Annotated in this window: 24 protein-coding genes and 1 pseudogene; 13 read left to right on the top strand and 12 right to left on the bottom strand. The window is 66.4% G+C overall.

What is annotated here, in order from left to right; genetic code table 11:
- Positions 1–24: 24 nt before the first annotated feature.
- The 3 genes from ACTWQN_RS16670 to catC are packed head-to-tail and all read left to right on the top strand — an operon-like array spanning position 25 to position 2,302.
- The gene (locus ACTWQN_RS16670) at positions 25–1,125 is read left to right on the top strand and encodes a mandelate racemase/muconate lactonizing enzyme family protein (RefSeq protein ID WP_443204393.1); all 1,101 of its coding nucleotides are present in this window, start codon (positions 25–27) and stop codon (positions 1,123–1,125) included.
- 29 nt (positions 1,126–1,154) lie between these two features.
- Positions 1,155–2,000, top strand: coding sequence for a catechol 1,2-dioxygenase (gene catA / locus ACTWQN_RS16675; RefSeq protein WP_443204394.1), 846 nt, complete (start codon positions 1,155–1,157; stop codon positions 1,998–2,000).
- Positions 2,001–2,008: 8 nt separating this feature from the next.
- The gene (catC, locus tag ACTWQN_RS16680; RefSeq protein ID WP_443204395.1) at positions 2,009–2,302 is read left to right on the top strand and encodes a muconolactone Delta-isomerase; all 294 of its coding nucleotides are present in this window, start codon (positions 2,009–2,011) and stop codon (positions 2,300–2,302) included.
- Positions 2,303–2,670: 368 nt separating this feature from the next.
- Here catC and ACTWQN_RS16685 read toward each other — a convergent pair whose 3' ends face one another.
- The 10 genes and pseudogenes from ACTWQN_RS16685 to ACTWQN_RS16730 form a co-directional block, all read right to left on the bottom strand.
- Positions 2,671–3,420, bottom strand: a complete 750-nt coding sequence (locus ACTWQN_RS16685) for a GntR family transcriptional regulator (protein ID WP_443204396.1) — start codon at positions 3,418–3,420, stop codon at positions 2,671–2,673.
- A 44-nt stretch (positions 3,421–3,464) separates the two neighbouring features.
- A complete protein-coding gene (locus ACTWQN_RS16690) occupies positions 3,465–4,112 on the bottom strand; it encodes a polysaccharide deacetylase family protein (RefSeq protein WP_443204397.1) in 648 nt (215 codons plus the stop codon).
- A 31-nt stretch (positions 4,113–4,143) separates the two neighbouring features.
- Positions 4,144–4,737: pseudogene (locus ACTWQN_RS16695) on the bottom strand (fumarylacetoacetate hydrolase family protein); the annotation flags it as partial.
- 84 nt (positions 4,738–4,821) lie between these two features.
- On the bottom strand, positions 4,822–6,360 hold the full coding sequence (locus tag ACTWQN_RS16700; protein WP_443204398.1) for an AMP-binding protein: 1,539 nt from the start codon (positions 6,358–6,360) through the stop codon (positions 4,822–4,824).
- Position 6,361: 1 nt separating this feature from the next.
- Entirely contained in the window at positions 6,362–7,582 is a 1,221-nt protein-coding gene (locus ACTWQN_RS16705) for a thiolase family protein (RefSeq protein WP_443204399.1), read from the bottom strand.
- An 80-nt stretch (positions 7,583–7,662) separates the two neighbouring features.
- Positions 7,663–7,845 (bottom strand): nuclear transport factor 2 family protein, encoded by a 183-nt coding sequence (locus tag ACTWQN_RS16710; RefSeq protein WP_443204400.1) that lies wholly within the window; start codon positions 7,843–7,845, stop codon positions 7,663–7,665.
- Positions 7,846–7,894: 49 nt separating this feature from the next.
- Positions 7,895–8,083 carry a hypothetical protein gene (locus ACTWQN_RS16715; protein ID WP_443204401.1) on the bottom strand — a complete coding sequence of 63 codons (189 nt, stop codon included), beginning with the start codon at positions 8,081–8,083 and terminating at the stop codon, positions 7,895–7,897.
- 20 nt (positions 8,084–8,103) lie between these two features.
- Positions 8,104–8,661 (bottom strand): VOC family protein, encoded by a 558-nt coding sequence (locus ACTWQN_RS16720; RefSeq protein ID WP_443204402.1) that lies wholly within the window; start codon positions 8,659–8,661, stop codon positions 8,104–8,106.
- A 185-nt stretch (positions 8,662–8,846) separates the two neighbouring features.
- Positions 8,847–9,026: an SDR family oxidoreductase gene (locus ACTWQN_RS16725; RefSeq protein WP_443204403.1), complete on the bottom strand. Its 180-nt coding sequence runs from the start codon at positions 9,024–9,026 to the stop codon at positions 8,847–8,849.
- Positions 9,027–9,700: 674 nt separating this feature from the next.
- Complete coding sequence (locus ACTWQN_RS16730; protein ID WP_443204404.1) at positions 9,701–10,774, bottom strand: lipocalin-like domain-containing protein; 1,074 nt, start codon at positions 10,772–10,774, stop codon at positions 9,701–9,703.
- An 872-nt stretch (positions 10,775–11,646) separates the two neighbouring features.
- On the opposite strand from ACTWQN_RS16730, the gene ACTWQN_RS16735 reads away from it, so the two are divergent.
- A complete protein-coding gene (locus ACTWQN_RS16735; RefSeq protein WP_443204405.1) occupies positions 11,647–12,009 on the top strand; it encodes a TetR/AcrR family transcriptional regulator in 363 nt (120 codons plus the stop codon).
- A 129-nt stretch (positions 12,010–12,138) separates the two neighbouring features.
- On the top strand, positions 12,139–13,050 hold the full coding sequence (gene sigJ / locus ACTWQN_RS16740; protein ID WP_443204406.1) for an RNA polymerase sigma factor SigJ: 912 nt from the start codon (positions 12,139–12,141) through the stop codon (positions 13,048–13,050).
- Between the two features lie 55 nt (positions 13,051–13,105).
- Here the strand turns inward: sigJ and ACTWQN_RS16745 are convergent, their stop codons facing one another.
- Positions 13,106–14,320 (bottom strand): alpha/beta hydrolase family protein, encoded by a 1,215-nt coding sequence (locus ACTWQN_RS16745; RefSeq protein ID WP_443204407.1) that lies wholly within the window; start codon positions 14,318–14,320, stop codon positions 13,106–13,108.
- Positions 14,321–14,632: 312 nt separating this feature from the next.
- Between ACTWQN_RS16745 and ACTWQN_RS16750 the strand changes: the two genes are divergently transcribed.
- Complete coding sequence (locus ACTWQN_RS16750) at positions 14,633–15,130, top strand: SAM-dependent methyltransferase (RefSeq protein WP_443204408.1); 498 nt, start codon at positions 14,633–14,635, stop codon at positions 15,128–15,130.
- Positions 15,131–15,160: 30 nt separating this feature from the next.
- Here the strand turns inward: ACTWQN_RS16750 and ACTWQN_RS16755 are convergent, their stop codons facing one another.
- Complete coding sequence (locus ACTWQN_RS16755; RefSeq protein ID WP_443204409.1) at positions 15,161–16,060, bottom strand: LysR family transcriptional regulator; 900 nt, start codon at positions 16,058–16,060, stop codon at positions 15,161–15,163.
- Between the two features lie 89 nt (positions 16,061–16,149).
- Between ACTWQN_RS16755 and ACTWQN_RS16760 the strand changes: the two genes are divergently transcribed.
- The 7 genes from ACTWQN_RS16760 (at position 16,150) to ACTWQN_RS16790 (ending at position 22,561) form a co-directional block, all read left to right on the top strand.
- Entirely contained in the window at positions 16,150–16,437 is a 288-nt protein-coding gene (locus tag ACTWQN_RS16760; protein ID WP_443204410.1) for a putative antibiotic biosynthesis monooxygenase, read from the top strand.
- Positions 16,438–16,472: 35 nt separating this feature from the next.
- Positions 16,473–16,994 (top strand): MauE/DoxX family redox-associated membrane protein, encoded by a 522-nt coding sequence (locus ACTWQN_RS16765; RefSeq protein ID WP_443204411.1) that lies wholly within the window; start codon positions 16,473–16,475, stop codon positions 16,992–16,994.
- Between the two features lie 250 nt (positions 16,995–17,244).
- Positions 17,245–17,457, top strand: a complete 213-nt coding sequence (locus ACTWQN_RS16770) for a hypothetical protein (protein ID WP_443204412.1) — start codon at positions 17,245–17,247, stop codon at positions 17,455–17,457.
- A gap of 839 nt (positions 17,458–18,296) precedes the next feature.
- Entirely contained in the window at positions 18,297–18,764 is a 468-nt protein-coding gene (locus tag ACTWQN_RS16775) for a nuclear transport factor 2 family protein (protein ID WP_443204413.1), read from the top strand.
- A 938-nt stretch (positions 18,765–19,702) separates the two neighbouring features.
- On the top strand, positions 19,703–21,259 hold the full coding sequence (locus tag ACTWQN_RS16780; RefSeq protein ID WP_443204414.1) for an AMP-binding protein: 1,557 nt from the start codon (positions 19,703–19,705) through the stop codon (positions 21,257–21,259).
- A complete protein-coding gene (locus ACTWQN_RS16785; protein ID WP_443204415.1) occupies positions 21,259–21,450 on the top strand; it encodes a ferredoxin in 192 nt (63 codons plus the stop codon). The genes ACTWQN_RS16780 and ACTWQN_RS16785 overlap by 1 nt, the downstream gene beginning before the upstream one ends.
- A 13-nt stretch (positions 21,451–21,463) precedes the next feature.
- Positions 21,464–22,561 (top strand): NAD(P)-dependent alcohol dehydrogenase, encoded by a 1,098-nt coding sequence (locus tag ACTWQN_RS16790; RefSeq protein ID WP_443204416.1) that lies wholly within the window; start codon positions 21,464–21,466, stop codon positions 22,559–22,561.
- The last annotated feature ends 29 nt before the right edge of the window (positions 22,562–22,590 follow it).

Below are 22,590 nucleotides of genomic sequence, written 5' to 3' on the forward strand. Positions count from 1 at the left end.
TCCGGGCCCCCAGAGAGGTACGCAGTGAAAGTCACCAGAGTCGAAGCCATCCCGTTCGCCATTCCCTATCGCAAACCCCTGCGGTTCGCGAGCGGTGAGGTCGACGTAGCCGAACACGTCCTCGTGCGGGTGCACACCGACAACGGGCTGGTCGGCATGGCGGAGGCGCCACCCCGGCCATTCACCTACGGAGAGACCCAGCGCTCGATCATGGCGGTTGTCGAGTCGATTTTCGCGCCGCAGCTGGTCGGGATGTCCCCGCTGGCGAGAGAGGCGGTCCACGCCACGCTCGACCGCACGGTGGGAAATCCGGCCGCGAAGAGCGCGGTCGACATGGCCCTGTGGGATCTCGTCGGGCAGAGCCTCGGGGTGTCGGTCACCGAGCTGCTCGGCGGGTATTCCGATCGCATGCGGGTGAGCCACATGGTCGGGTTCGCCCAGCCGGGGGAGATGGTCGACGAAGCCGAGCGGATTCGCGACACCTACGGCATCACCACGTTCAAGGTGAAGGTCGGGCGCCGGCCGATCCGGCTCGACCTCGACGCCTGTCGGGCTCTGCGGGCGGCGCTCGGCGACGATGTGGAGCTCTACATCGACGGCAACCGCGGGTGGACGGCTTCGGAGTCGGCCACCGCGCTCCGGGCGCTTGAGGACGTCGGGCTGCTCTTTGCCGAGGAACTCTGTCCCGCGGACGACGTGCTGGGCCGAAGGTGGCTCGCCGCGCAGAGCCGGATCCCCCTCTACGCAGACGAGAGCGCTACCCGGCCGGGCGAGGTCACCCGCGAACTCCTCGCGGGTGCCGCACACGGCATCAGCATCAAGACGGCCCGCACTGGATTCACGTACTCGCAGCGAGTGCTCAGTCAATGTTCCGGGCTCGGCGTCGAAGTGGTGATCGGCAACCAGATTGACGGCCAGATCGGTTCGCTGTGCGCAGCGGCGTTCGGCGCGGCGTTCGAGCTCACTTCCCGGCGGGCGGGGGAGCTGTCGAACTTCCTTGACATGACTGACGACCTGCTCGCCGAACCGCTGCGGATCGAGCACGGCGAGCTCAGGGTGCCGGAAGGCCAGGGCCTCGGCATACAGCTCGACGAGGACAAGCTCGCCCGCTACCGCCAGGACTGATCCCTGCCACCACGAAGAAAGGAACTGTCATGACAGAGGTTGCTTCGCCCACTGCCGCGGATTCGGGCGCGTCGGCGACCAAGACGTTCCAGGAGCGCGTCAAGTCCGGTGCCACCGCGGATGCGGCGCGCGTGAACGCCATCGCTTCGGACGCGCTGGCCGCACTGCGCGAGGTCGTCCGCAAGCACGAGCTGACCTACGACGAGTACAACGTCTTCAAGGCCTGGCTGATCCAGGTCGGAGCCGACGGCGAGTGGCCGCTGTTCCTCGACGTGTTCATCGAACACGAGGTGGAGCAGGTGGCCAACGCGAACCGCCGGGGCACTGCGGGCAGCATCGAAGGCCCGTACTACGTAGAAGGTGCGCCTGAGTTCGGTTCGGAGGGCACTCTCCCGATGCGGGACGGCGAGGCGGGGCGGCCGCTGCGGTTCTTCGGGCAGGTTCGCTCCGTCACCGGCGAGCCACTGCCGGGCGTCGAAGTGGACTTCTGGCAGGCCGACGATTCCGGGCTGTACTCGCAGTTCGCTCCCGGCATCCCCGAATGGAACCTCCGGGGCCGGTTCACGACCGACCCGGAAGGCAACTACACCATCCACACCATCCACCCCGCGCCGTACCAGATCCCGACGGACGGGGCGACCGGCGCCCTGATCACCGCCGCCGGCTGGCACGCGTGGCGTCCGGCGCACCTCCACATCAAGGTCTCGGCACCGGGTCACCAGCTGATCACGACCCAGCTGTACTTCACCGGCGGCGAGCACGTCGAAGACGACATCGCCTCAGCCGTCAAGGACGCGCTGATACTGGCTCCGAAGCCGGCCGAAGACGGCAGCGGCGAGCAGGTCCGCTACGACTTCGTGCTCGACCCGGCCTGAGGGGCGCGATGCTGTTCGCCGTGCGGATGACCGTCGACCTGCCGCCAGACCTGGATCCAGGGGCCCGGGAGGAGCTCCTGGCCACGGAAAAGGCATACAGCCAAGAACTCCAGCGCGCTGGGAAGTGGACCCACCTGTGGCGGGTGGTGGGCGAGTACTCGAACCTCAGCGTGTTCGACGTCTCGGGAAACGCCGAGCTGCACGAACTGCTATGGGACCTGCCGCTGTTCAAATACATGCGCGTCGTCGTCACCCCGCTGGCCCCGCACCCGTCCGCGCTGGCGGACGGGCCGGACGCGTGACGTTCGAACCGAATAGCTGGCTGCCGGCTCCCGGGCTTGGTCCGGGGCCGGCAGCTCGTGCTACAGCCAACTTGGTGGTGCCCGGAAGAGTCGAAGAGACGGTCCAGATTTCGTCCGCGCCTGCCCGACCGTGTCCTGGTGGGCAGTGGCCACGGTGGTGGTTCTCGCGGCGTCGTCCACGCTCACCGGTGATGGCCGCCGGGTCGGTCCTCGACGATATGCGCGATTCCCTAGATGGTTGATTCCGATTGGATCTTCAACTCGGAGCGTTTCACCGTCTCCCGGGATGTGCCGCAGGGCAGTGGTGTGGCATCGACCAGCTGCCCGCAGTGCGAGTCGTGATGGTGTTCTCTTGCGCGTCTCGAGTTTCAGCGACGGGATCGTGAGGCGCCGTGGCTCTTCTTGGATGCGGCGTGGAGTAATTGGGGGTGGAACGTGGGCTCGATGAGCGAGATGCTCACGATCCCCACCCGGGTGATGTGCTGGGCGACGAGGTCGGCGCAGAGCTCTCCGTCACGATCGGCGGCTGCGGCGACGATGGCGTCGTGGTCGGCGGACGCGATCTGGGCGATCGCGCCCTCGTTGCCGAGTCGAGACAGCAGCTGTCGGTAGCGCTCGGCGGCCTGGCGCAGCTCGGCGGCCATCCGATTGAGTCGAGCCCCCGCATGGCTGAAGAGCAGGCCGTGGAAGCGTTCGTGGGCGTCCTCGGCCCCGGCGAAGTCGTGTTCGGAATGCAGCCTCGTCGTGGTCGCCTCGTGGGCGGTGACCTCAGCGATCTCGGCGTCGGTCAAACGCGGCACGGTGATGCGGACACCCATCGGTTCGACGGCCAGGCGCAGCAGACACAGCTGCTCGAAGTCTTCGAGGTCGAGAGGGGCTACCCGCATCTGGCGGTTGTGCTCTGCCTGCAGGAGGCCCTCGTTCTGCAACATGCGCAGCGCCTCGCGCAGGGTTGGCCTGCTCACCCCAAGCGAGTCCGCAAGGCGGACCTGCGAGATGCGTTGGCCTGCGGGAAGCGAGCCGTTGAGGATGTCGTCGCGGACGCGACGGTAGAGCCACATGACGCTGCCGGGCGTCTCGCCGTCGACGGTCGGGATGTCCGCGATCGTGCCCTCCACTTGCCGAAGTGTAAGCAGGACACGCTCTGGGGGCAAACAGGGTGTCACTCCGAGCGGATAAGGCGGTCGGCGTGCGGCAGCACCTCGCCAGCCCGGATCGGAACACAGACCACCGGGAAGTCCTCGACGAAGTCCACGCCGCGAGCGGTCAACTCGTCGAGGAACCCCGCAAGGCGTTCGACGGTCTGCGGAATGATGTCGTGGAGCACCAAGACGCTGTGTTCGGTGGTCTCGACGGCGTCGAGCGCACGGGGCACCCATGATCCCGCGGGTTCCTCCCAGTCTCGGGGCACTGCGGTCCAGGTGACTACTGTGTGGCCTGTCGATCGCAGGTACTCCGCGGCAGCCGCGGACAGCACATGCGGCCCCAGCTCACCTCCGCCGTTGGGACGGAACAGTGGCGGGTCCGCGGCCAGCCCCGCCAGCGCGGCGTCGGCAAGGGCGATCTCCTGAACCGCATCGGCGTCGGGCCGCAGACCGAGCGGGTCGCCGTGGGTCATGGTGTGGTTACCCACCCGGTGGCCATGCTCCACGATCATGCGGGCGGTCTTCTGCCCGCCCGCGGCCTCGATCTGTCGGCCCACAAGGAAGAAGACCGCCCTGATAGATCGCTCGGCGAGGATGTCGAGAACGCGTGGCGTGAGCTCCGGATCCGGTCCGTTGTCCAGGGTGAGGGTCACCCGGCGGGTCACGACCGTGCCCCCCGTCGATGAAGGTCTGGCGCAGCTCGCCGATGCCGTCCACGCGGGTGACAAGCTCGTCGCCCGCGCGCAGGAACCGCGGCGGCTCGCGGAACAGACCGACGCCGGCCGGTGTGCCGGTGAAGATGATGTCTCCGGGCAGTAGGGGAGTGACCGAGGAGAGGAACTCCACCACCTGGGGGATCGAGAAGATCATGTCGCCGGTGGTCTCGCGCTGCACCACCTGCCCGCCGAGTGTGCACTGCAGGGTGTCGGGGTCGTCGAGTTCGTCGGGCGTGACCACCCATGGCCCGACCGGGGAGAAGCCCGGATAGGACTTGGCGAGCCCGAACTGGGGAGCGGAGCCTGCCTGTTGCAGGGTCCGTGCGGAGAGGTCTTGGCCGACGGCGAGCCCGGCGTGGTCCCAGGCCTCGGCCGCGGTGATCTGGTGGGCCCGGCGTCCGATGACGACCACCAGCTCGGTCTCCCAGTCGACGTCGTCGGAGGGCAACGTCACCGTGCTGACCGGGCCTGTCAGGCTGGTCTGGAACTTGGTGAAGACCAGGGGGATCGTGCCCGGATCGGTGACTCCACTCTCGGCGGCATGGGAGTGGTAGTTCAGCCCGATCGCGAAGATCTGAGCCGGTGCCGGTGTCGGTGAAGACGCTCAACCGGCCTGACAGATTTCCCACTCGCATGTGACGTGCTCCTCTTGACAGTCTCAGATCGTCTGCCCGGCGATGGCCCAGTAGGGGGCCCTGGCCTCGCGGCGCAGCACCTTGCCCGCCGGGCTCCGGGGCAGGGTGTCGACGAAGTCGACCTGCTTGGGTGTGCGGACCGGCCCGAGCGCGGCTCGGCAAGCTGCGATCAGCTCGTCCGCGTCGACCGTGGAACCCGGTATGAGCTCGACGACCGCGGTGACGGCTTCGCCCCAGTCCGGGTGGGGTGCCCCGACCACCGCGCAGTCCTGCACCGCCGGGTGCGCGAGGAGGACCTGCTCGACCTCGGCGGGATAGACGTTGAATCCGCCGGAGATGATCAAGTCCTTCTTGCGGTCGGTGATGTGGAGATAGCCTTCGTGGTCGAGGTGGCCGACGTCGCCGGTGTGCAGCCAGCCGTCCACGACGGCGGCTGCGGTGGCCTCGGCGTCGCGGTAGTAGCCGGCCATCACGAGATCGCCGCGCACGCAAATCTCGCCGGTCTGCCCGGGCGTGAGCTCCCGGTCGGCGTCGTCGACGACCCGCACCCGGATCAGCGGCGACGGTCGCCCCACGGAACCGAGCCGCTCGTCCGAGGCGATACGGCCGTCCACGAGGTGCTCCTCCGGCCGGAGGTAGGAGATCGACGCGAAGGCCTCCACCTGCCCGTAGCCCCCCATCAGCACGGGGCCCAGTACTTCGATGGCCCGCCGCAGCTTTGCCGTTGACATCGGCGCCGCTCCGTAGAGCAGGTAGCGCAACGACGACAGGTCACGCGCCGCGAGGTCGGGAAGCCCGAGGAGGCGGTAGACCACCGTGGGCGGGAGGAACAGCTCGGTGACGCCGTGGCGCTCGATCGCGTCGACCACCGCCTCGGGCGCGGGCCTGGGGAGGAGGACGACGGTGCCGCCCCGGGCCAGTGTGGGTATCGCGAGGAAGCCCGCAGTGTGGGTCAGCGGCGCCGCGGCCAGGTTCACGATCCGGTGGTCCGACGGGTAGGTGAAGACGATCATCATGTGCGCCAGGGCCACCGACATGCTGCGGTGAGTGATCATGGCGCCCTTCGAGGGCCCGGTCGTGCCTCCGGTGGGCATGATCGCCACGATGTCGTCCGGGGCGTACGGGGCCTCGGGTGGCGTCGACGGCGAGGCGGCTGCCCAGTCCTCGAGGTCCCGGTCGATGCACACCAGCTGTGGGGTCTGCCCGGTGTCGTGGACGAGCGCATCGATCACGGCCTGCTGTGAGCTGTGGACGAACACGAACTCGCAGTCGAACCGACGGATGAGGTTGACGTTGTCGGCTGCCGGGTTGCCCGGGTTAAGGGGAACCCAGACGCAGCCGGCGCGCCAGAGCCCTACAACGCAGATCATGGCTACGGGATCGTTCGGCGAGAGGACCGCGACCTTGCCGCCCGTGGCGATGCCGTTGGCGAGCAGGGCGTGTCCGATGCGGCAGGACAGGTCGCCCGCGTCGCTGTAGGTCCAGCTGCGGTCGTCCATGACGAAGGCCGGGCCGTCGGGCGCGATCTGACGTCCGCGGTCGAAGAAGTCGACGATGTGCATGTCAGCCCTCGAGGACCGCGACGACGGCGACGGCCTCCTCGCCGTGCTGGTATCCGCCCCCGTTCTCCACCACCCCGATCCTGGCCCCAGGCACCTGCCTGACGCCCGCCTCGCCGCGCAGCTGGGTGACGATCTCGTAGATCTGGCCCAGCCCGGTCGCGCCCAGCGGGTGTCCCTTGGACTCCAGCCCGCCGGAGGGATTGATCGGGATCCGCCCGCTGAGGGTCGTCTCGCCACGGACGGCGGCCGGCCCACCCTGGCCTTCGCCGACCAGTCCGAGCATCTCCGAGACCAGAACTTCACCGAAGGCCGTCGCGTCGTGCACCTCGGCGACGGAGACCTCCTCCGGACAGACACCGGCCTGATCGAAGGCGCGGGTGGCGGTGCGTCGGGTGACGTGACGGGAGTAGTCGTGCAGGTCCCGTCGCACCCCCGTCCCGATCACGCTGCTACGCACCCTGACACCCTTGCGGTCGAGCCGCCGGGCCACACCGGGGGTGCAGACCAGGGTGGCCGCGGCCCCGTCGGTGAGGGGCGCGCACATCGGCACGGTCAGCGGAGGAGCCAAGGGACGCGCGGTGAGGATCTCCTCGACGGTCATATCCTTGCGGAAATGTGCCCGCTCGTTGTGCACGGCGTGTCGGTGGTTCTTCGCCGCGACCGCCGCCAACTGCTCCTGGGTGGTGCCGTAGGCCTTCATGTGCGCCCGCGCGAACGCCGCGTAGACGTCCATGAACGGGCTGCGTGTCCCAACGCGGTCGAGGTCCACGTCCCCGCCGAGGTCGATCAACTCCTGTTGCAGCAGATCCGGGCGGTGGACGTCGCTCGCCCCGTCGAACAACGACATCGTCCGCGCGCGGTCGCCGATGTTCATCCGTTCCACGCCGACCGCGAGAGCGATCTCTGCGGTGCCGGCGAGCACCGCGGTGACCGCGAGGGAGAACGCGGTCGAGCCGGTGGCGCAGGCGTTCTCCACGTTCACGACCGGTATGCCGGACAGGCCGGCCTCGCGCAGCGCGAGCTGGCCTGCGATCATGGTCTGTCCCTCAAGCAGGCCCTGCCCGGTGTTCCCGAAGTACGCGGCGCCGACCCGGGAGGCGTCGAGCCCCGCGTCGGCCAGCGCCTCGCGCACGACCTGCGTGGTCATGGCGGGGACCGAGCGGTCCGGGAACACCCCGAACTCGGTCATGGACACCCCGATGACGAAGACGTCATCACGCATTGAGAATTCCTCCAGCATCGCGCTCGTGTAGTGGGGCTGCGAGCAGCTTCCGTCGGCGTTCGGCTACTCGCCCGCCCGGGTCAGCCGCTCTGCAAGGCGGTGACGATCGCCGTGACAGCGCCCGGGTCGAAGTACTCCTCCACCTTCGTGATCCGGCCGTTCTCGATCTCGAAGTACAGGCAGGCGTCGACGGCGATCTCCTCCCCCGAGGAGAGGACGCCCCGGACCACGTGCTGCTGGTACGCGCACGACGGGGGCGTCACCGCCGCTGGATGTCGTAGCGGAGGTCGCGGATGCTCTGGGCCAGGAAGGTCAGTGACGCGATGTTCTGGTCGCGCGGCTGCGGCCCGGCGCCGTCGTTGTGCCATACCGTGGCATCGGGTGCGTAGAGTCGGTCGAGCTCTGCGGCGTCACCGCTTCCGAAGGTGGCGGCGAACCTCTGACGATCCGGTCGATGTCGATGTCGATGTCGATGTCGATGTCGATGTCGATGTCGATCATCACTCACCTCTTGCCGCCGTTCAGTGCCGGACGTCGTTGTTCGGGGTGTGATCGCCCGCGAGCCACCGGCGGAGGTCCTCGTGGGCTCCGGCGCGGCGCTTCTCGTTGACGGCTTCGACGTCGACCGTGTCGACCGTGAACTCCAGGAGGAGCCCGTTGGGGTCGATGACATAGAGCGACTCGCAGTAGCCGTGGTCGATCTCCCAGGTGCGCTCCGCGGGGATGCCCGTCTCTGCGACTCTGGCCTTGATGGCGTCCTTCTTGGCTGCGTCGACGGCCAATGCGACGTGGCGGAACATCGAGGGGGTCGGCGGCGGGACGAGCTTGTCGTGGTGGGCCTGCTCGGCGAACTGGAAAAACGCCAGCGCGCTGCCGTCCTTCATCGCGTAGAAGGTGTGGCAGTACTCCACCTTCTCGCCGTCGATCTCGGTGGCCTCAGCCCACGTGGCGACCAGGGGCATCCCCACGACGGTCTCGTAGAACTGCCGGGTCACTTCCTGGTCGGTGGTCACCCAGGCGTTGTGGTGCAGCCGGACGGGGAGCTGTGAAAGGCCAATCGGGGTGGCGGCCTGCGTCATTGCGGACTCCTTTACCACCGGCAGGTGTCGACAGATAATGCCCAATCTATCCGTTGAGGTGGGATCGTCGCTCCAACTCCTCGAACGATACCTCAAAACTGCTTACAGTTTTACCTCAGTGTTGCGGGTCGAGCAAGAGATGTCGCTCCGGATCTGCTCCGGATCTGCTCCGGATCTGCGGAGCCTCAGCCGGCGGCATGGCCCGCGTCGACCGGCAGCGTCACGCCGGTGATGTATCGGGCCGCGTCGGAGGCGAGGAAGAGCATCGCCTCGGTGACGTCCTCTGGCTGGACGTACGGGATCCCGCCGACTGACTCGGCGGCCGACTGCGGGGGCGTCCGTTGGGCGTCCCCACTCGAGTGCACCGCCCAGTCCCGGCTCACCACTTATCTCGACTACCTGCAACGCGAGCACGGTCGCCGGTTCGCTGGCTACTGGGAGCTGTGGCGATGGTCAGTCACCGATCTCGCCGTGTTCTGGGCCTCAATCCGCGACTTCTTCGCCCTCGACATCGACGCGCCGAGCCTTGTGCTCGACGACCGCGACGGCATGCCGCACATGCGTCCGTTCCACCAAAGCAGCGTGCACTGCATCGGACCGTGGCCACTGGGCTCGCCTGGCGAAGCTCGTGCACCGTGGCCACCAGGTGCCAGAAGTGACGCCAGGTCGAGGCCTGGGTGTTCAGGTCGTACGGTGGCGCACCGTGGCCTCTGATGGACTCGGCTACAGACACGTCAGTACTCATCGGGGCGGGGTGATGTAGCAGTGGCCGACGGTTCGGAGGGCGGCGCGGCCGGCGATCGTGAGTGCCAGAATCGTCAGAAGACGTCGATCTCCGCACCGTTCTCGCTTCAGCGTGATGCAGCAGGGTGCGATCGGTGCCTGCGGCTTCGGTGGTCACCACCGCGACGCCGGACCTGTCGAGCTGGAAGGCCGCTGGTGCCGATCGCGGCGTACATACCGGACCGGCAGCAGTCGGTCCGGTCGAGAGCTGATCTCGATTTGTGCTCGGTCATGAGAGGAGCCGCCCCGTGTCGCGTCAGCGGGCGTGCCCGAAGTACATCAGCTCCCAGATCGCCTGCTCGGAGAACGTCTCGACGGTCTCGCCACCCTTGCGCCGCTCGATCGTGAGATCGCCGGTGAAGCGGAGGTAGGCACCGTCGAAGCGGGTCGCACGCGCGGCTAGTTTGCGCCAGCCCTTCATCTGCTCGACAAACGTGTTGGCTACCAGGTCCCGGCTCTTCGTGAACGTGACGACGTACTCGTCGTCGCCGTCGTCGTAGGTGTACCGGGTGGTGCGGGCCACCGGCTTGCCGGTCTTCTTGTCGACGTAGGTGTCGACGGTCTCGAAGCGCACCCGCGCCGCGTCGTCAGCGACGATCTCGCCCTCCCGGGCAAGCATGAAGATCGGGATCGGCGTGTAGCCGTACTTCTCGTGCGAGGTGACGTACGACGCGATCACTGAGTACGGACCGGCCTGACCGCGGGCCCAGTACCAGTCGTGGATGATCGACATCATCCCGACGTTGCCCCAGTTGTGGTCGTGGTAACCGATCCCACTCACGTCGGTGCGCACGTCGTCGATTTCGTAGGATCCGCGGACCGTGCCCTGCGGGACGGATGGCAGCCAGGAGAACTCGAGGTCCTGCTTCTCCCCGAAGAGCAGGTACCCGGTGTGCGGGCGCCACGGACGGATCTCAGCGGTGAGGGTGACGTCGACCTTCACGCCGCCGACCTCGGCCCGGATCTCGTAGTGCGAGAGGTCACCGGCGAAGACGTTGTCGCCGATCCGGACATCGGCCCGGTCGGTCCGGGCCGAGTACGAAGCCGCCGGGAAGTCCTGGATGATCTGGAACTTCCGGCCGTCCGGCAGGTCGAGGTTCAGCCGGATCACCGGGCTGAGCGGCTTGCCCGGTGTAGACAGGTCCTTCGACATGAAGACGACGACGAGCGTGGCCCCGTTGTCGAGGTGGGCGTCGAAGTACCACCACTCGTAGGTGCCGCGGCGCCCGTCGGTACGGGCGCCGTCCTCCCACTGTGCGATGGAGTCCGGGCTGATGCCGATGCGCCGATACTCCGCCTCGGTCTGGGCGATACCTGCTTGCTGGGTCATGGAATCCTTCTCCTTCAGGGGCCTTGCCGGGAGGACGACACAGCTCCCGATTTCGCGAGGCTCAGTTCCAGAACGTCAGCTTCTCAGGGTCGAGGACCATCCGGAGTCCGTCGCCCGGTCCCCGGTGACGTCCGCCGTCACGACGCCTGTCACGCGGCCCTCGATCTACCGGGCGAATCCGAGACCGTCCGGCGTCTCCTGGTCGAGGACCTCGGTCGTCGGGTTCTTCTCCCGCACTAGGTAGAGGCTACTCCGGCCGCGGACGGGGCTGTCGGTCCAATTGCTGCTGTGTTTCTTGGACCAGTTGGCGTGTAAAGGTTTTTCCATCGTCGAGCGTGTCGAATCTTTGACATCGATTATCCTGGATATCTACCATCAGAGAATTGTGTGGATCCTGTGAGGAGTGAGCTCATGCCTCACTGCCGCTCGCGAGCACCAAGCGGTCATAACGCAGCAACTCCGTCCCGCCGTCCCGGCGGACGGCCACGACCTCCCGCTTGCCGGTATCGATCCCCGTAACGCTGGCGGTGTGGCCCGAAGATCTGTCTCGGGAACACCCTCGTCCTTACGGCGACGGACCGCGGGCCGCCCACACACCAGCGAACCCGCCGCCAATAACCAATACTTCAGACATGCCGCGCACTCCTGAACCTGTTGATGCCGTGCCTGACAGATAGACGAGGCAGGAGGCATGTTGTGACTTCTTCGCACAAGGTCTCGTTATGACGTGCCCGCCCACTACGGCACACCACAGTCTCTATCGAAACGGGGCAGTTCAACCGACGGCATCCGTGCGTGAGAGGTATTGGGACAGTTGCGATATCTGACGTCGCCAGAGCAGAGCGGGTCTCGCACAAGCGCAAACAGCAGGCGTGCCACCCGCAGTACCAACGTCGTCGACCACACCGGCAACCCCGCGGTCCCGGGCTCGGCTGGCCTACGAACGCGACTCAGTAGCCGTTCCGTGTCGGTGGGGTCCGATCGAGCTGCATGGAACTATGGGCTCCGCGCACACGACCATCGCCGGGATCGCCACGCTGGCCGGGGTCCAGCGGCACACCGTGTACCGGCACTTCCCCGCCGCCGACGACCTGTTTGCCGCCTGCTCCACCCGGTACTGGGGGCAATACCCCGGCGCGATCCCGCGAGGTGGAGGTCGATCGACTCCCCGGGCGAGCGACTCGCGGCAGCGCTGGACGAGCGGTATCCGAAGGGTGCGCGGTGCAGTGGGCTGATCAAGGTATCCCGGGTGCTCGCGCATAAGGGCGTTATCGCCAAACCGCCAGCCTGGACGTGTGAATCCCCCACTCGGGACGGCCGACCAAGAACAGGTCGCCCGGAGTGCCGTCTCCTACACTGACCCTGTGAAGCCGGACCATGATCACCTCGACGATGACGCCAGCGCGGTGTTCCAACGGCACCGGCCGGTGATGTTGGGGGTCGCCTACCGGATGCTCGGCAGCTTCGCCGACGCCGAGGACGTGGTCCAGGAAGCCTGGCTGCGGTGGGCCGATACCGATTGGTCGGCCATCGAGGTCCCTCGCCGGTTCCTGATCACCGTGGTCACCCGGCTCGCGATCGATCGCCTGCGGCTGGCCCACCGGAACCGGGAAACGTACGTCGGCCCGTGGCTGCCAGAACCCGTGCGCACCCAGGAGGTTGAGCCACTGGGGCCGGCCGACACCGCCGCGCAGCGGGACACCCTGTCGCTGGCCACGCTACGGCTCATGCACCGGCTCTCCGCGCCCGAGCGCGCGGTGTTCGTCCTCCGCGAGGCCTTTGAGCTGCCGTACGAGGAGATCGGGGAGATCCTCGGGCTGGGTGAAGCCCACGCCCGGCAGCTGTACCGGCGCGGCGCCGCACACCTTGCCACCGACCGCGACCGGTTTCCCACGGATCCGTCGGTGCACCGTGCCTTGGTGGAACGGTTCCTGCACGCCGCCCGCACGGGCGATCGGACCGCACTGCAAGGGCTGCTCGCGCAAGACGTCACCCTGTGGGGCGACGGTGGCGGCAAGGCGCGCGCCGCGTTGCGCCCGGTGTCCGGCGCGGAGCGAGTCAGCCGGTTCCTCACCGGGACGATCGACAAGTACCCCGACGTCGAGTTCCAGATCGCCGAAATCAACGGACAAGCCGCGGTGCTGGTCCGGCTCGGCCGGCAGTGGCAGGTCTGCGCGTTCGAGATCTCCTGTGGCCTAGTCACCGGAATCCAGTGGATGTCCAACCCGGACAAGCTCACCCAGCTCGCCCCTGCCGATCAACGCGCGTCCGATTGAGAGCGCCCCCGCCCCCAAGTTCCTTGGGGTGGCGGGGGCGGTCGATTCGGATGAGTTACTTGCGCACGTGCTTGTTGAGCCAATCGATGACGTCGTCGCCGGCGCCGCCTTCACTTCGGGGAGTGAGCACCGAATAGTGATCCTTGCCCGGGTAAAGCCTGAAATCAGCGGAGGTCCCAGCCGCGCGAGCGTTGCGGACCGCCTGGTAGGTCACGGCCTTCTTGATCGACGGGTCCTCGGTGCCCTGCAACAGCAACATGCCACCCGGGGTCTTGCCTCGCGGCACGGACTCGCGGTCTAGCCAATCCTGGATCTTCAGCGCCGCGACGGCATCCTGCGGAGCGAATTGCCAGTCGTTCAGCTTGTCTCCGAAATTGGCGGAGAAGTCGGTCCAGATCTCCGCGGTGCACTCCTGGGTGACTTTCGGCAGCAGATCCAGTGCCTGGCTGCCCAGGTACTGGTCGAACCGAAGCTCAGGGTGCACGGTCTTCAATCCGTACAGCGCCAGCAAGTAGAACCCGCGGTCCGTGTTGGCGGGGTAGCCGTACCCGTAGGCCTGGCCGACGTTCGTCACCGGGGCCAGCCCGACGGTGCCCCGGAAATCCAAGCCCTGGCCGTAGGTCTGGGCCATTTCGCCCGCGGCGATGGCGCCTTGCCCACCCTGCGAATGCCCCACATTGAAATACGACTTTGACAGGTTCGGCTCGGCTTGAATCGCAGCTCGAACGGCGTCGATTCCTCCACGACCTTCGCTGTCGGCCACGATGTATGGGTGTTCACCGTCGCTGCCCAGTCCCTCGTAGTCGGTCGCAGCCACCGCATAGCCAGCCTTGAGCAGCTGCGCGACGAAGCCGCCGTAGCCGTACAAGTCGACCTTGCCGTCCTTGTTCAGCACGGTCGACGGCGCGCACTGGTCGATGATGCCGGTCGATCCGTGGTACCACGACACGACCGGCCACCCTCCCCGCGGCGCCGTCCCCTTCGGCGTGAACAACGCGCCGCTGACCACGATGTCGCGACCGGGCAGCGACCGGGAGCGGTAGGTGATCCGATCCGCTCGCCCGGACACCGACGCCAGCACCGGGTCGAGGTTCTCGATTGCCTTGACCGACAACAACGTTCCCGCGCCGTCGCGGCCGATCACCGACTGCATCGGCACCGCCACCGCCGTGGTCTCGGTCCTGTAGTGGACGGCGCCGGGCACCGCCAGGGCCACTGCCACGACGGCCGCCCCACCCACCGCGGCCCGAAGAATTTTCGTAGTTCGCATGATTTTCTCCTGAATACCGACTCAGCCACCGCGCCCGCTGAATCCCCGGGTTGGTGTCTTCCCGAAGACGGGGCGAGGCCGGACCGGCGTGACAGCTTCTTTTGTGAGGACAAGCACATCCTGCTGAATACTCGCGAATGGACCAGTCCACCGAAAATCAAGTGGACCACTCGCTTTCGTCGCAACGCGATAGCGTTCGGCCCGTGGGAGGGCCACGCGTGCACGACGACTCCTCTCGGAGAGCCCTATTAGACGGCCTGCACGGAAGTCTCCCGATTCTGCAGCAGCCAAAGCATCTTAGGAGGGCCACCAATGGATGGACCAAGACTGCCCGAAGGGGTCGGTCTCACCGCGCTGTTCGCCGCCTACGCCCGAGCCCAGGAATCCCGTCGTCCGGATCGCTTGTTCGTAGATCTACTGGCGGAAGAGTTCGTCGCCCGCGCCCTCGGTATCGACGTGGCCGCCGGATCACTGCCTCGACTCGGCCCCGCACGGGAGGACGGTTCCTCGCACCTGTGGAACGGCCTCTACGCATGTTTCTCGGGCCGTACGGGCTTCTACGACGAATATGTCACCGGCCGGGTGAACGCGGGCTGCCGGCAGCTCGCCATCCTCGGCGCCGGGCTCGATACCAGGGTGTTTCGCCTCTCCCTCTCCGCCGACACGGTGGTCTACGAGGTCGACACCCCTGAAGTGCTGAGCTTCAAGGAAAAAACGCTGGCCGACCTGGGCACCGACAACATCCGCTACCTACGCACCAAACGCGACCGTACAGGCCACGCGGTCGCCGTCGGGGCCAACCGGTCGTGAACCTGCCCGCGGCGGCTTCCGTCGTCGCGGTCAGAGCGTGCCGGTTCGGTGTTGAGCGGCCACGTGTCGCGCAGCATCGATGAACGCGTGGCAGGCGGGGTCGGTTTCGTCCGCGTGCCACGCCAAGGCGATCCGGCTGGGCGGCAGCCCGGTGAGCGGGACGTAGGCGACCCCGGGCCGGGGAAAATAGACGGCGGCCGCCTCGGTGGTCAAGGTGACCGCTCGTCCAGCTGCCACCGCTTGCAGTTCTTCGTCGACGTCGCCGACCTCGATCAGGCGCGGCGCCGGACGGCCAGCACGCAGGTTGCCCGCGTACCAGAACTCGGCCCACACCGGATCCGGGGTGCGCCGGACGACGACTGCCTCGTCGAGCAACTCGGCCACGTCCGTACTCTCCCGGTCAGCGAGCGGATGATCCGCCGGCAATCCGGCCACGCGCGGCTCGGAAAGCAACGTCAAGAGGCGCAAACCTCGTGAGCGAAAGGGCGGCCGCACGAAGGCAAGCGGCACCTCTCGGCCCTGCAGTCCCGCTGAAGGATCTTCCCAGCCGTGCCGGCGCAGCTCGACCTCGATGCCCGGGTTCCGGCTACGGAACCGGTCGACGATGGCCGTGGTCAGCTCGCCGGCGGCGACCCCGTAGAACCCGACCCGCAGCACCCTTCCGTGCGCCGACTGGCGGCACTCCTGCTCCGCTTCGTTCATGAGCCGAAGGATCTCCCGGGCGCGCTCGGCGAACCGGGCGCCCGCGTCCGTGCACGACACCGATCGCGTCGTCCGCTGGAACAGGGCGGCGCCCAAGTGTCGTTCTATCGCCCTCACCCGTGCGGACAACGCAGGCTGCGACATGTGCAGCCGCTCCGCCGCCCGGGAGAAGTTGAGTGTGTCGGCCACCGCCACCACGTACCTCAGGTGCCGCGCCTCGAGATCCATAACCACACACTACTGAATCCGCCGTGGTTGGTCTTTCCCTTGTGGACCGTCCCGGCCCTAGTGTCGATCTCGAGCACGGAAGGAGAATCATGAACTCGTCCACCATGAGCAGGGTCGGCGTCCCAGCGCCCGTGCACCGCCCTGACGGCACGCCCGCCAAGTGGCAGCTGGCCGCGTTGTCCTTCGCCGGTCTGTACCCGTTGGTGACGCTCGCTTCGTGGGCTGCCACGGCCTGGCTGCCCTGGCTCTCCCTGCCGGCCCGGACCCTGGTGATGGTCGCGGTCGTGGTGCCCACAATGACGTACGTCGTCACGCCCGCGCTGCAGCGGCTCGCCAATCCGTGGCTGCACTGCGCCCGCCACGCCGCCCGGCCGTGAGCAGAGCGCGCATTCTGAATTAACAAGGAGATCTGATGTCCTGGTTACGCAACGCGCATCGCCAGCTGGAACACGCTCCCCGCCGGGAGCCGTTGTGGGCCACGGCGACGGTGTTCGCCCGGCTGACGTTGTCGTCCGGGTTCTTGTCGGCGGTCGCCGACCGCCTCGGCCTCTGGGGACCCGCCCACACCGGCTCGGTGACCTGGGGCGACTTCGAGTCCTTCATCGCCTACACGCAGAAGCTCGCCCCGTACCTGCCCGACGGGCTGGTCGACGTGACCGCGTGGGCGGTGACGGTGGCGGAGTTGGTCGTGGGCCTTACCCTGCTGGCCGGCGTGGCCGTGCGGTGGTCGGCCTGGGCCGCAACCGGCCTGCTACTGGTGTTCGCCTTGTCGATGGGCGTCTTCGTCAGCTGGGAAGCGCCGCTGAACGCCTCGGTGTTCGCGGCCTGCGCCGCGGCCGCGCTGCTCGGCTTGTCGCCCGTGCGCACCTTCGCGTTCAGCCTCGACCGGCTCAGCATCGGCAGGCGAGAAGCCCAGCAGATCGAAAGCCGGTGACTGGTGACTGTCATCAACGACGACATGCGTCAGATCGTGGAGAGCGCGAATCTCTCTTTCGCGGCCACGGCTCTGTACGACGACACCCGCGGTTGAGCGTGAGCTCGGAGGCCGTCAAGCCTGGCGGTGTCCGGCTGTCCGACGGAACGGAGATCGCCGCTGCGGCCACGACCGTGTGGACTGCGGGAATGCTGGCGAGCCCGCTGACCGCGCAAATCCCCGGGAAAAAGACCGGCTGGGGCGGCTTGTGGTGGACGAGTACCTGCGGGTGACCGGTGCGCGGGAGGTCTACGCCGCCGGTGACACGGCTGCGGCCGTGGTGGAAGACGGGCACGTCGTTACGCAGAGCTGCCAGTACGGGATGCCGTTAGGACGGTACGCCGGGCACGACGTAGTGGGAGATCTGTTGGGGCTCGACCCGGTTCCCTTCGTGCCAGCCCCTATGGGACATGCCTGGATCTAGGTCCGGCCGGCGCGGTCCTTTCCGAGGTCTGGGCTCGTGATGTCAAACTCACCGGTCAAGAGGCGAAGAGCATCAAGCAGGTCATCAATACGATGGTGATCATTCCTCCAGCCGACTACGCTGAGCACTCCTTCAACAGGCCCACTACTCGTTCACGCCGGCCCTCGGCTGAACGTACTGGCAGGCCGATCTGTTCAGGTTCGCCTGCTGGCGTCTGCCGCTCCACTGACGGGGCGCACTGATAAGCCCTTGTTGTTGATGGCGGGCCGAACACAACATCCTGCACGGCCCTGGAAAGAGGGTGCCCTAGCGCGCGGGATGGTCCGGATCGCGGACGGTACCTCGGGGGCCGTCCGCGATCTGCGGCATGTCCGCGTCCTCGAAATCTCAGAGAAGGCAACGAAGCATGCGCGAATCGTGCTTGAAGGCAGCAAAGGTTTCCCACGAACGATCAAAGGAAGATCCTGCATCGCCAGCCGCCCCGCTGCTCAGCAGATGTCGTGAAGCTGGGTTGCCCTCTCCATCCCAGGCTATGAGTGAGATCCAACCAGACGTCCCGAGCACGCCCGGCAACTAGACATGGAGATGCGGGCGTCGAAGATCTACGGGGCCACGGCCCGCCTGGTTGCCGTCGGGCGCGAGGAGGCTGGCGCTGCCTTGCTCAAACTCACCTGTGGCTTGTTGTGAATAACGGCGAACTACATTCCTTACGATGCGAAGTCCCACCCGAGTGCTGTGACGGTGGTCATGCCGAACGGTCGTCACATTTTCTCCTGCTGTCTCGTCGTAAAGGGTGGGACCGAAGAAAAATCAAATGCAGTAGAGAGGATGATGCAGAAATGAATGAGACGCCCACGACGGCCCCGCTGCCGGGCGCGTTGGCGGCCCAACTCGTCAATGCTGCAGGGGATCCGGACAAAATCACCGCGTTCCTCGCGGAGGACGTGACATGGTGGATCGCCGATCCGGATCCCGGTCCCGATGAGATTGTGAAGCGCCTCAGCTACGGTCGCGAAAAGGTCCGCGAAAATCTGAAGAAGGTCTTCTCGGCGCTGTACGATGGAAACTCGGTGCGTACCGTGGTGCACCGCCAGATCAGCCAGGGCAACCTCGGCACCGTACGCTGGTCGATGAGCGGAGAACTCGCGACCGGCGGAAAATTCGAGAACGAATACTCTTTGTGGGTCGAGGTGAACGACGGGCTCGTGACGAAGGTACTGGGAGTGCAGCGTCGTCACCAGGGGCATGGCCCAGCAGGAGGTGACGAGGCAGAACTCGGCGGTGTCCCAGCACTCTCGACGGATTAGCGCGATGTCACGTCCGTATCGGCCTGACACGCGAGGACGAAGCTCCTGTGCAAGGCCTAAAAGTTGCTGCGGGTCGGGGAGCGCAGCCGTGCGGGCTGGCTCTTCGCCGCTGATCAGCGCCACTATGCGAGAGGAGTTTCCACGCATCATCACTACCTCCTCACGAGTAGTCGCGCGGGGGTGTGGATCACGTTCGGGATTAGTGCAGCGAGATGGCTGATCCCGTTGGCCGTGCCGTGGCAGCAGCCGCTGAGGCATGGATCGGCCAGCAGTGCCCGGCAATTGGGTCTTCCTAGCCTTGGTAGTCAGTGGACCCTGACTCGGCGTCGTGCTGGGGTGCGGGCCGCGCGACCCAAAGACCTTTCCTGCCTTGTCATCAATCCTTGCGAGCACTCTGCTCGCCAATTTGAAGGCGCGGTTGTCGAAGAAGGGGCCGACGACCTGCCCATGCCGTCGCAGCTTCGCCTCGGGGCTCGTTCCTCCGTCGACCATGAAGAAACTGGTTCAACGCAAGAATCGGCGACCTCCGCAGCCGACCTGAGTTCGTTCCGGTCCCTGGACGCCCTCTTCGCGTTCAGCGACGGGTGTTCCCGTGTCAAACGACCGGCTGTGGGACTGGGAGGCGGTCCGCTCCGGTGGTCCACAGGTCCGAGCCGAAAACTTCGAATCGGATGCGGTCGGCTCCGAACCTGGCGTTCTTGGCCCAAGTCGCATCCTGGTGGCTGTCAGAAACGCCTTTCTGCTAGGCGGGGGCGGAGCGAGGGGCGGGAGTGGTTCCTTGTCCTTCCTGAGATTTGGCTCGCTAGCCGACGGCCTTGTCGTCGTTCCGCCGGGGCGGGTTGACGTTGGGCGAACAGTGTGCCTATCTTTTTATCAGACACTTTTCGTCCGAAAAAGATGTGGACCTCTACCGGGATACCTGCGCTGAGAGAGGCTTGATGTCCGCGAACCGTTCGACGATCGATCCGCATGCTGAACGGCAGTACGTCGGCTTCTACCAGCGAGCCGCGGCTCAGCCTGATCGCCTGGCGATCATCACGCCACGCGGTGTGGAGGTGACGTTCGGCGAGCTCGGAGCTCGCGTCAACCGCATCTCGCACGCGTTGCGGTCGCTGGGGCTCTCCTCTGGGGACGTCGTGGCGGCAGTCGTGCACAACGGTGTCGAGTACTTCGAGCTTGTGCTGGCCACCGGTCAGGTGGGGCTGTACCTCGTCCCGATCAACTACCGATTGGCGCCGCCGGAGATGGTGTACATCATCACGGACTGCGGGGCTCGGGTCGTCGTCGCGCACGCCGAACAAGCAGGAACGCTAGAGGTCGGCGACGGAGTACATCGCTATGTCGTGGGCGGCGAAATCGACGGCTGGCTCTCCTACTCCGAACTCGTTGCAGCTGCGCCGGATACGCTGCCGGAGGAGCGCGCGGCAGGCGCCGTTATGGGCTACACGTCAGGCACGACGGGGCGTCCCAAGGGTGTTCGGCGGCCGCTGTCCGCCGCCGCTCCCGAGCGGTCAATCGAGGCTTTGGCGTTGGCAAACCTGGCGGGGTACGGCGTGGTGCCAGGCGACGGCGTCCACTTGGTGTGTTCCCCTCTTTATCACGCTGCGCCCGGCAATTTCGCGGTTTGGTTCCTGCACGCCGGGCACACGGTCGTGGTCCATGAGCGGTTCGATGCTGAGGCGACATTGCGGGCCATCGATCATCATCGAGTAACCAGTAGTCACATGGTTCCGACGCACTTTCATCGGATGCTGAGCCTCCCGCCGGGCACCCGCAGCAGCTACGACCTGTCGAGCATGAGGGTCCTGATCCATGCCGGAGCACCATGTCCGGTCGCGGTCAAACAGCAGATGTTCGAGTGGGTCGGGCCGATCATCTGGGAATACCTTGGTGCCACAGAGGGTTTGGTGACACGGATCAGCCCGGACGAGTGGCTGACGAAGCCTGGCGCTGTCGGACGCCCGTTGCCTGGTGTGACGGTCCGGATCCGCGACGAATCCGGTGTCGAGCAGCCGCGCGGGCAGGTCGGCACCATCTACTTCACGGCGCCGGAGTTCGAGTACCACAACAATCCCGATGCGACCGCTGCCGTCCGGGAGGATCAGCTCGTCACGGTCGGTGACGTCGGCTACGTCGATGACGACGGCTACCTGTTCATGGCCGATCGTCGTACTGACCTCATCGTATCGGGTGGTGTGAACATCTATCCGGCGGAGATCGAGCAGCGCCTCATCACCCATCCTGCGGTCGCGGACGCGGCAGTGGTAGGCGTGCCTGACGAGGAGTGGGGGCAAAGCGTTCTGGCGGTCGTCCAACCCATGGTCGGCGTCACACCGAGCGAGGAACTCGCGGAAGAGTTGCGCGCGTACTGCAGCCGTGCCCTTGCAGGTTTCAAACGTCCGCGCCGCATTGAATTTCTGTCTGATTTTCCCAGGACCGAATCCGGCAAGTTGCAACGTCGCGCGTTGCGTGACACGTACCGAGGAGGCAAGTGATGCGAGTATCGACCGAACGTGACCGTTGTGTCGCATCTGGACAGTGCGTGATGGTTGCACCGATGGTGTTCGACCAGGACGACGAAGGAATGGTCGTGCTGCTCAACGAGAATCCCGGTGAGGATGCGCGGGAGGTCGTGGAGGAGTCGGTCCGGTTGTGTCCTGCGTCCGCGATCTTGGCCGTCGACTGAGGACGGAGCCAGTATGAACGTGCATGCTGCGGTGCTTCGAGGAGCGGACCAACCGTTCACCGTCGAAGAGGTGGACCTGGCAGGTCCAGGGCCGGGTGAGGTGCTCGTCCGTGTCGCTGGAGCCGGTTTGTGCCACACAGATTTCTTGCCACGCCATGGGTTGACTCGGCCACATCCGTTGGTGGTGGGGCATGAAGGCTCGGGCGTTGTGGAGGAGGTCGGTCCCGGCGTTACGGGTGTCGTCGCAGGAGACCACGTCGTGATGAGCTTCGACTCGTGTGGCCGGTGCATCCGCTGCATGGGCGGTGAGCCCTCCTATTGCGTCGAATTCGAGTCGCGCAACATAACTGCCCTTCGGGTCGACGGGTCCACCCCGATGACGGACCGAACCGGTAAGCCGTTGGCCGCACGCTGGTTTGGGCAGTCATCCTGTGCGACTCATGCGATCGCGACCGAGCGGAACGTCGTCGCCGTCGACCGTTCGTTGCCCTTGCAACTGTTAGGGCCGTTGGGCTGCAGCATTCAGACCGGAGCGGGTTCCGTGTTGCTCGCGCTGAAGGTGCGTGCAGGGGCGAGCATCGCCGTGTTCGGCACAGGGGCGGTCGGTCTCGCCGCGGTGATGGCGGCTCGTGTAGCGGGAGCCAGTGAGATTATCTCCGTCGATCTCCACGCGAACCGCCGGGAGCTCGCGCTGGAGTTCGGTGCCACGCGCACGATCGACGGCGCTGCACCGGATGTCGCAGCGCAGATCACGGCGTGGACCGGTGGCGTGGACTTCGCCTTTGATACGACCGGGGTGTCGTCTGTGGTGGCCACGGCCCTTGCTTCTTTGCGTGAGCGTGGTGTCTGCGGGCTGGTCGGTGTCGGCGGCGAGCTCACGCTTCCCCCACGGGCGCTCTACGGCGGGCGGGTACTGACCTATCTCATGGAGGGAGACGCCGTTCCGCAGTTCTTCATCCCCCAGCTCATCGCCTTCTGGCAGCGCGGTCGCTTCCCGTTCGACAGGCTGATCCGCACCTACGCCCTCGACGCGATCAACGATGCAGAGCGCGACTCGGTAAGTGGCGAGACGATCAAACCCGTTCTGGTACCTGCGGGTGCGACCTCTTGAGAAGCATCGTGGTCGTAGGGGCTGGTGCT

It is taken from the genome of Saccharopolyspora antiqui, assembly GCF_052246905.1.
Taxonomy (GTDB): Bacteria; Actinomycetota; Actinomycetes; order Mycobacteriales; family Pseudonocardiaceae; genus Saccharopolyspora.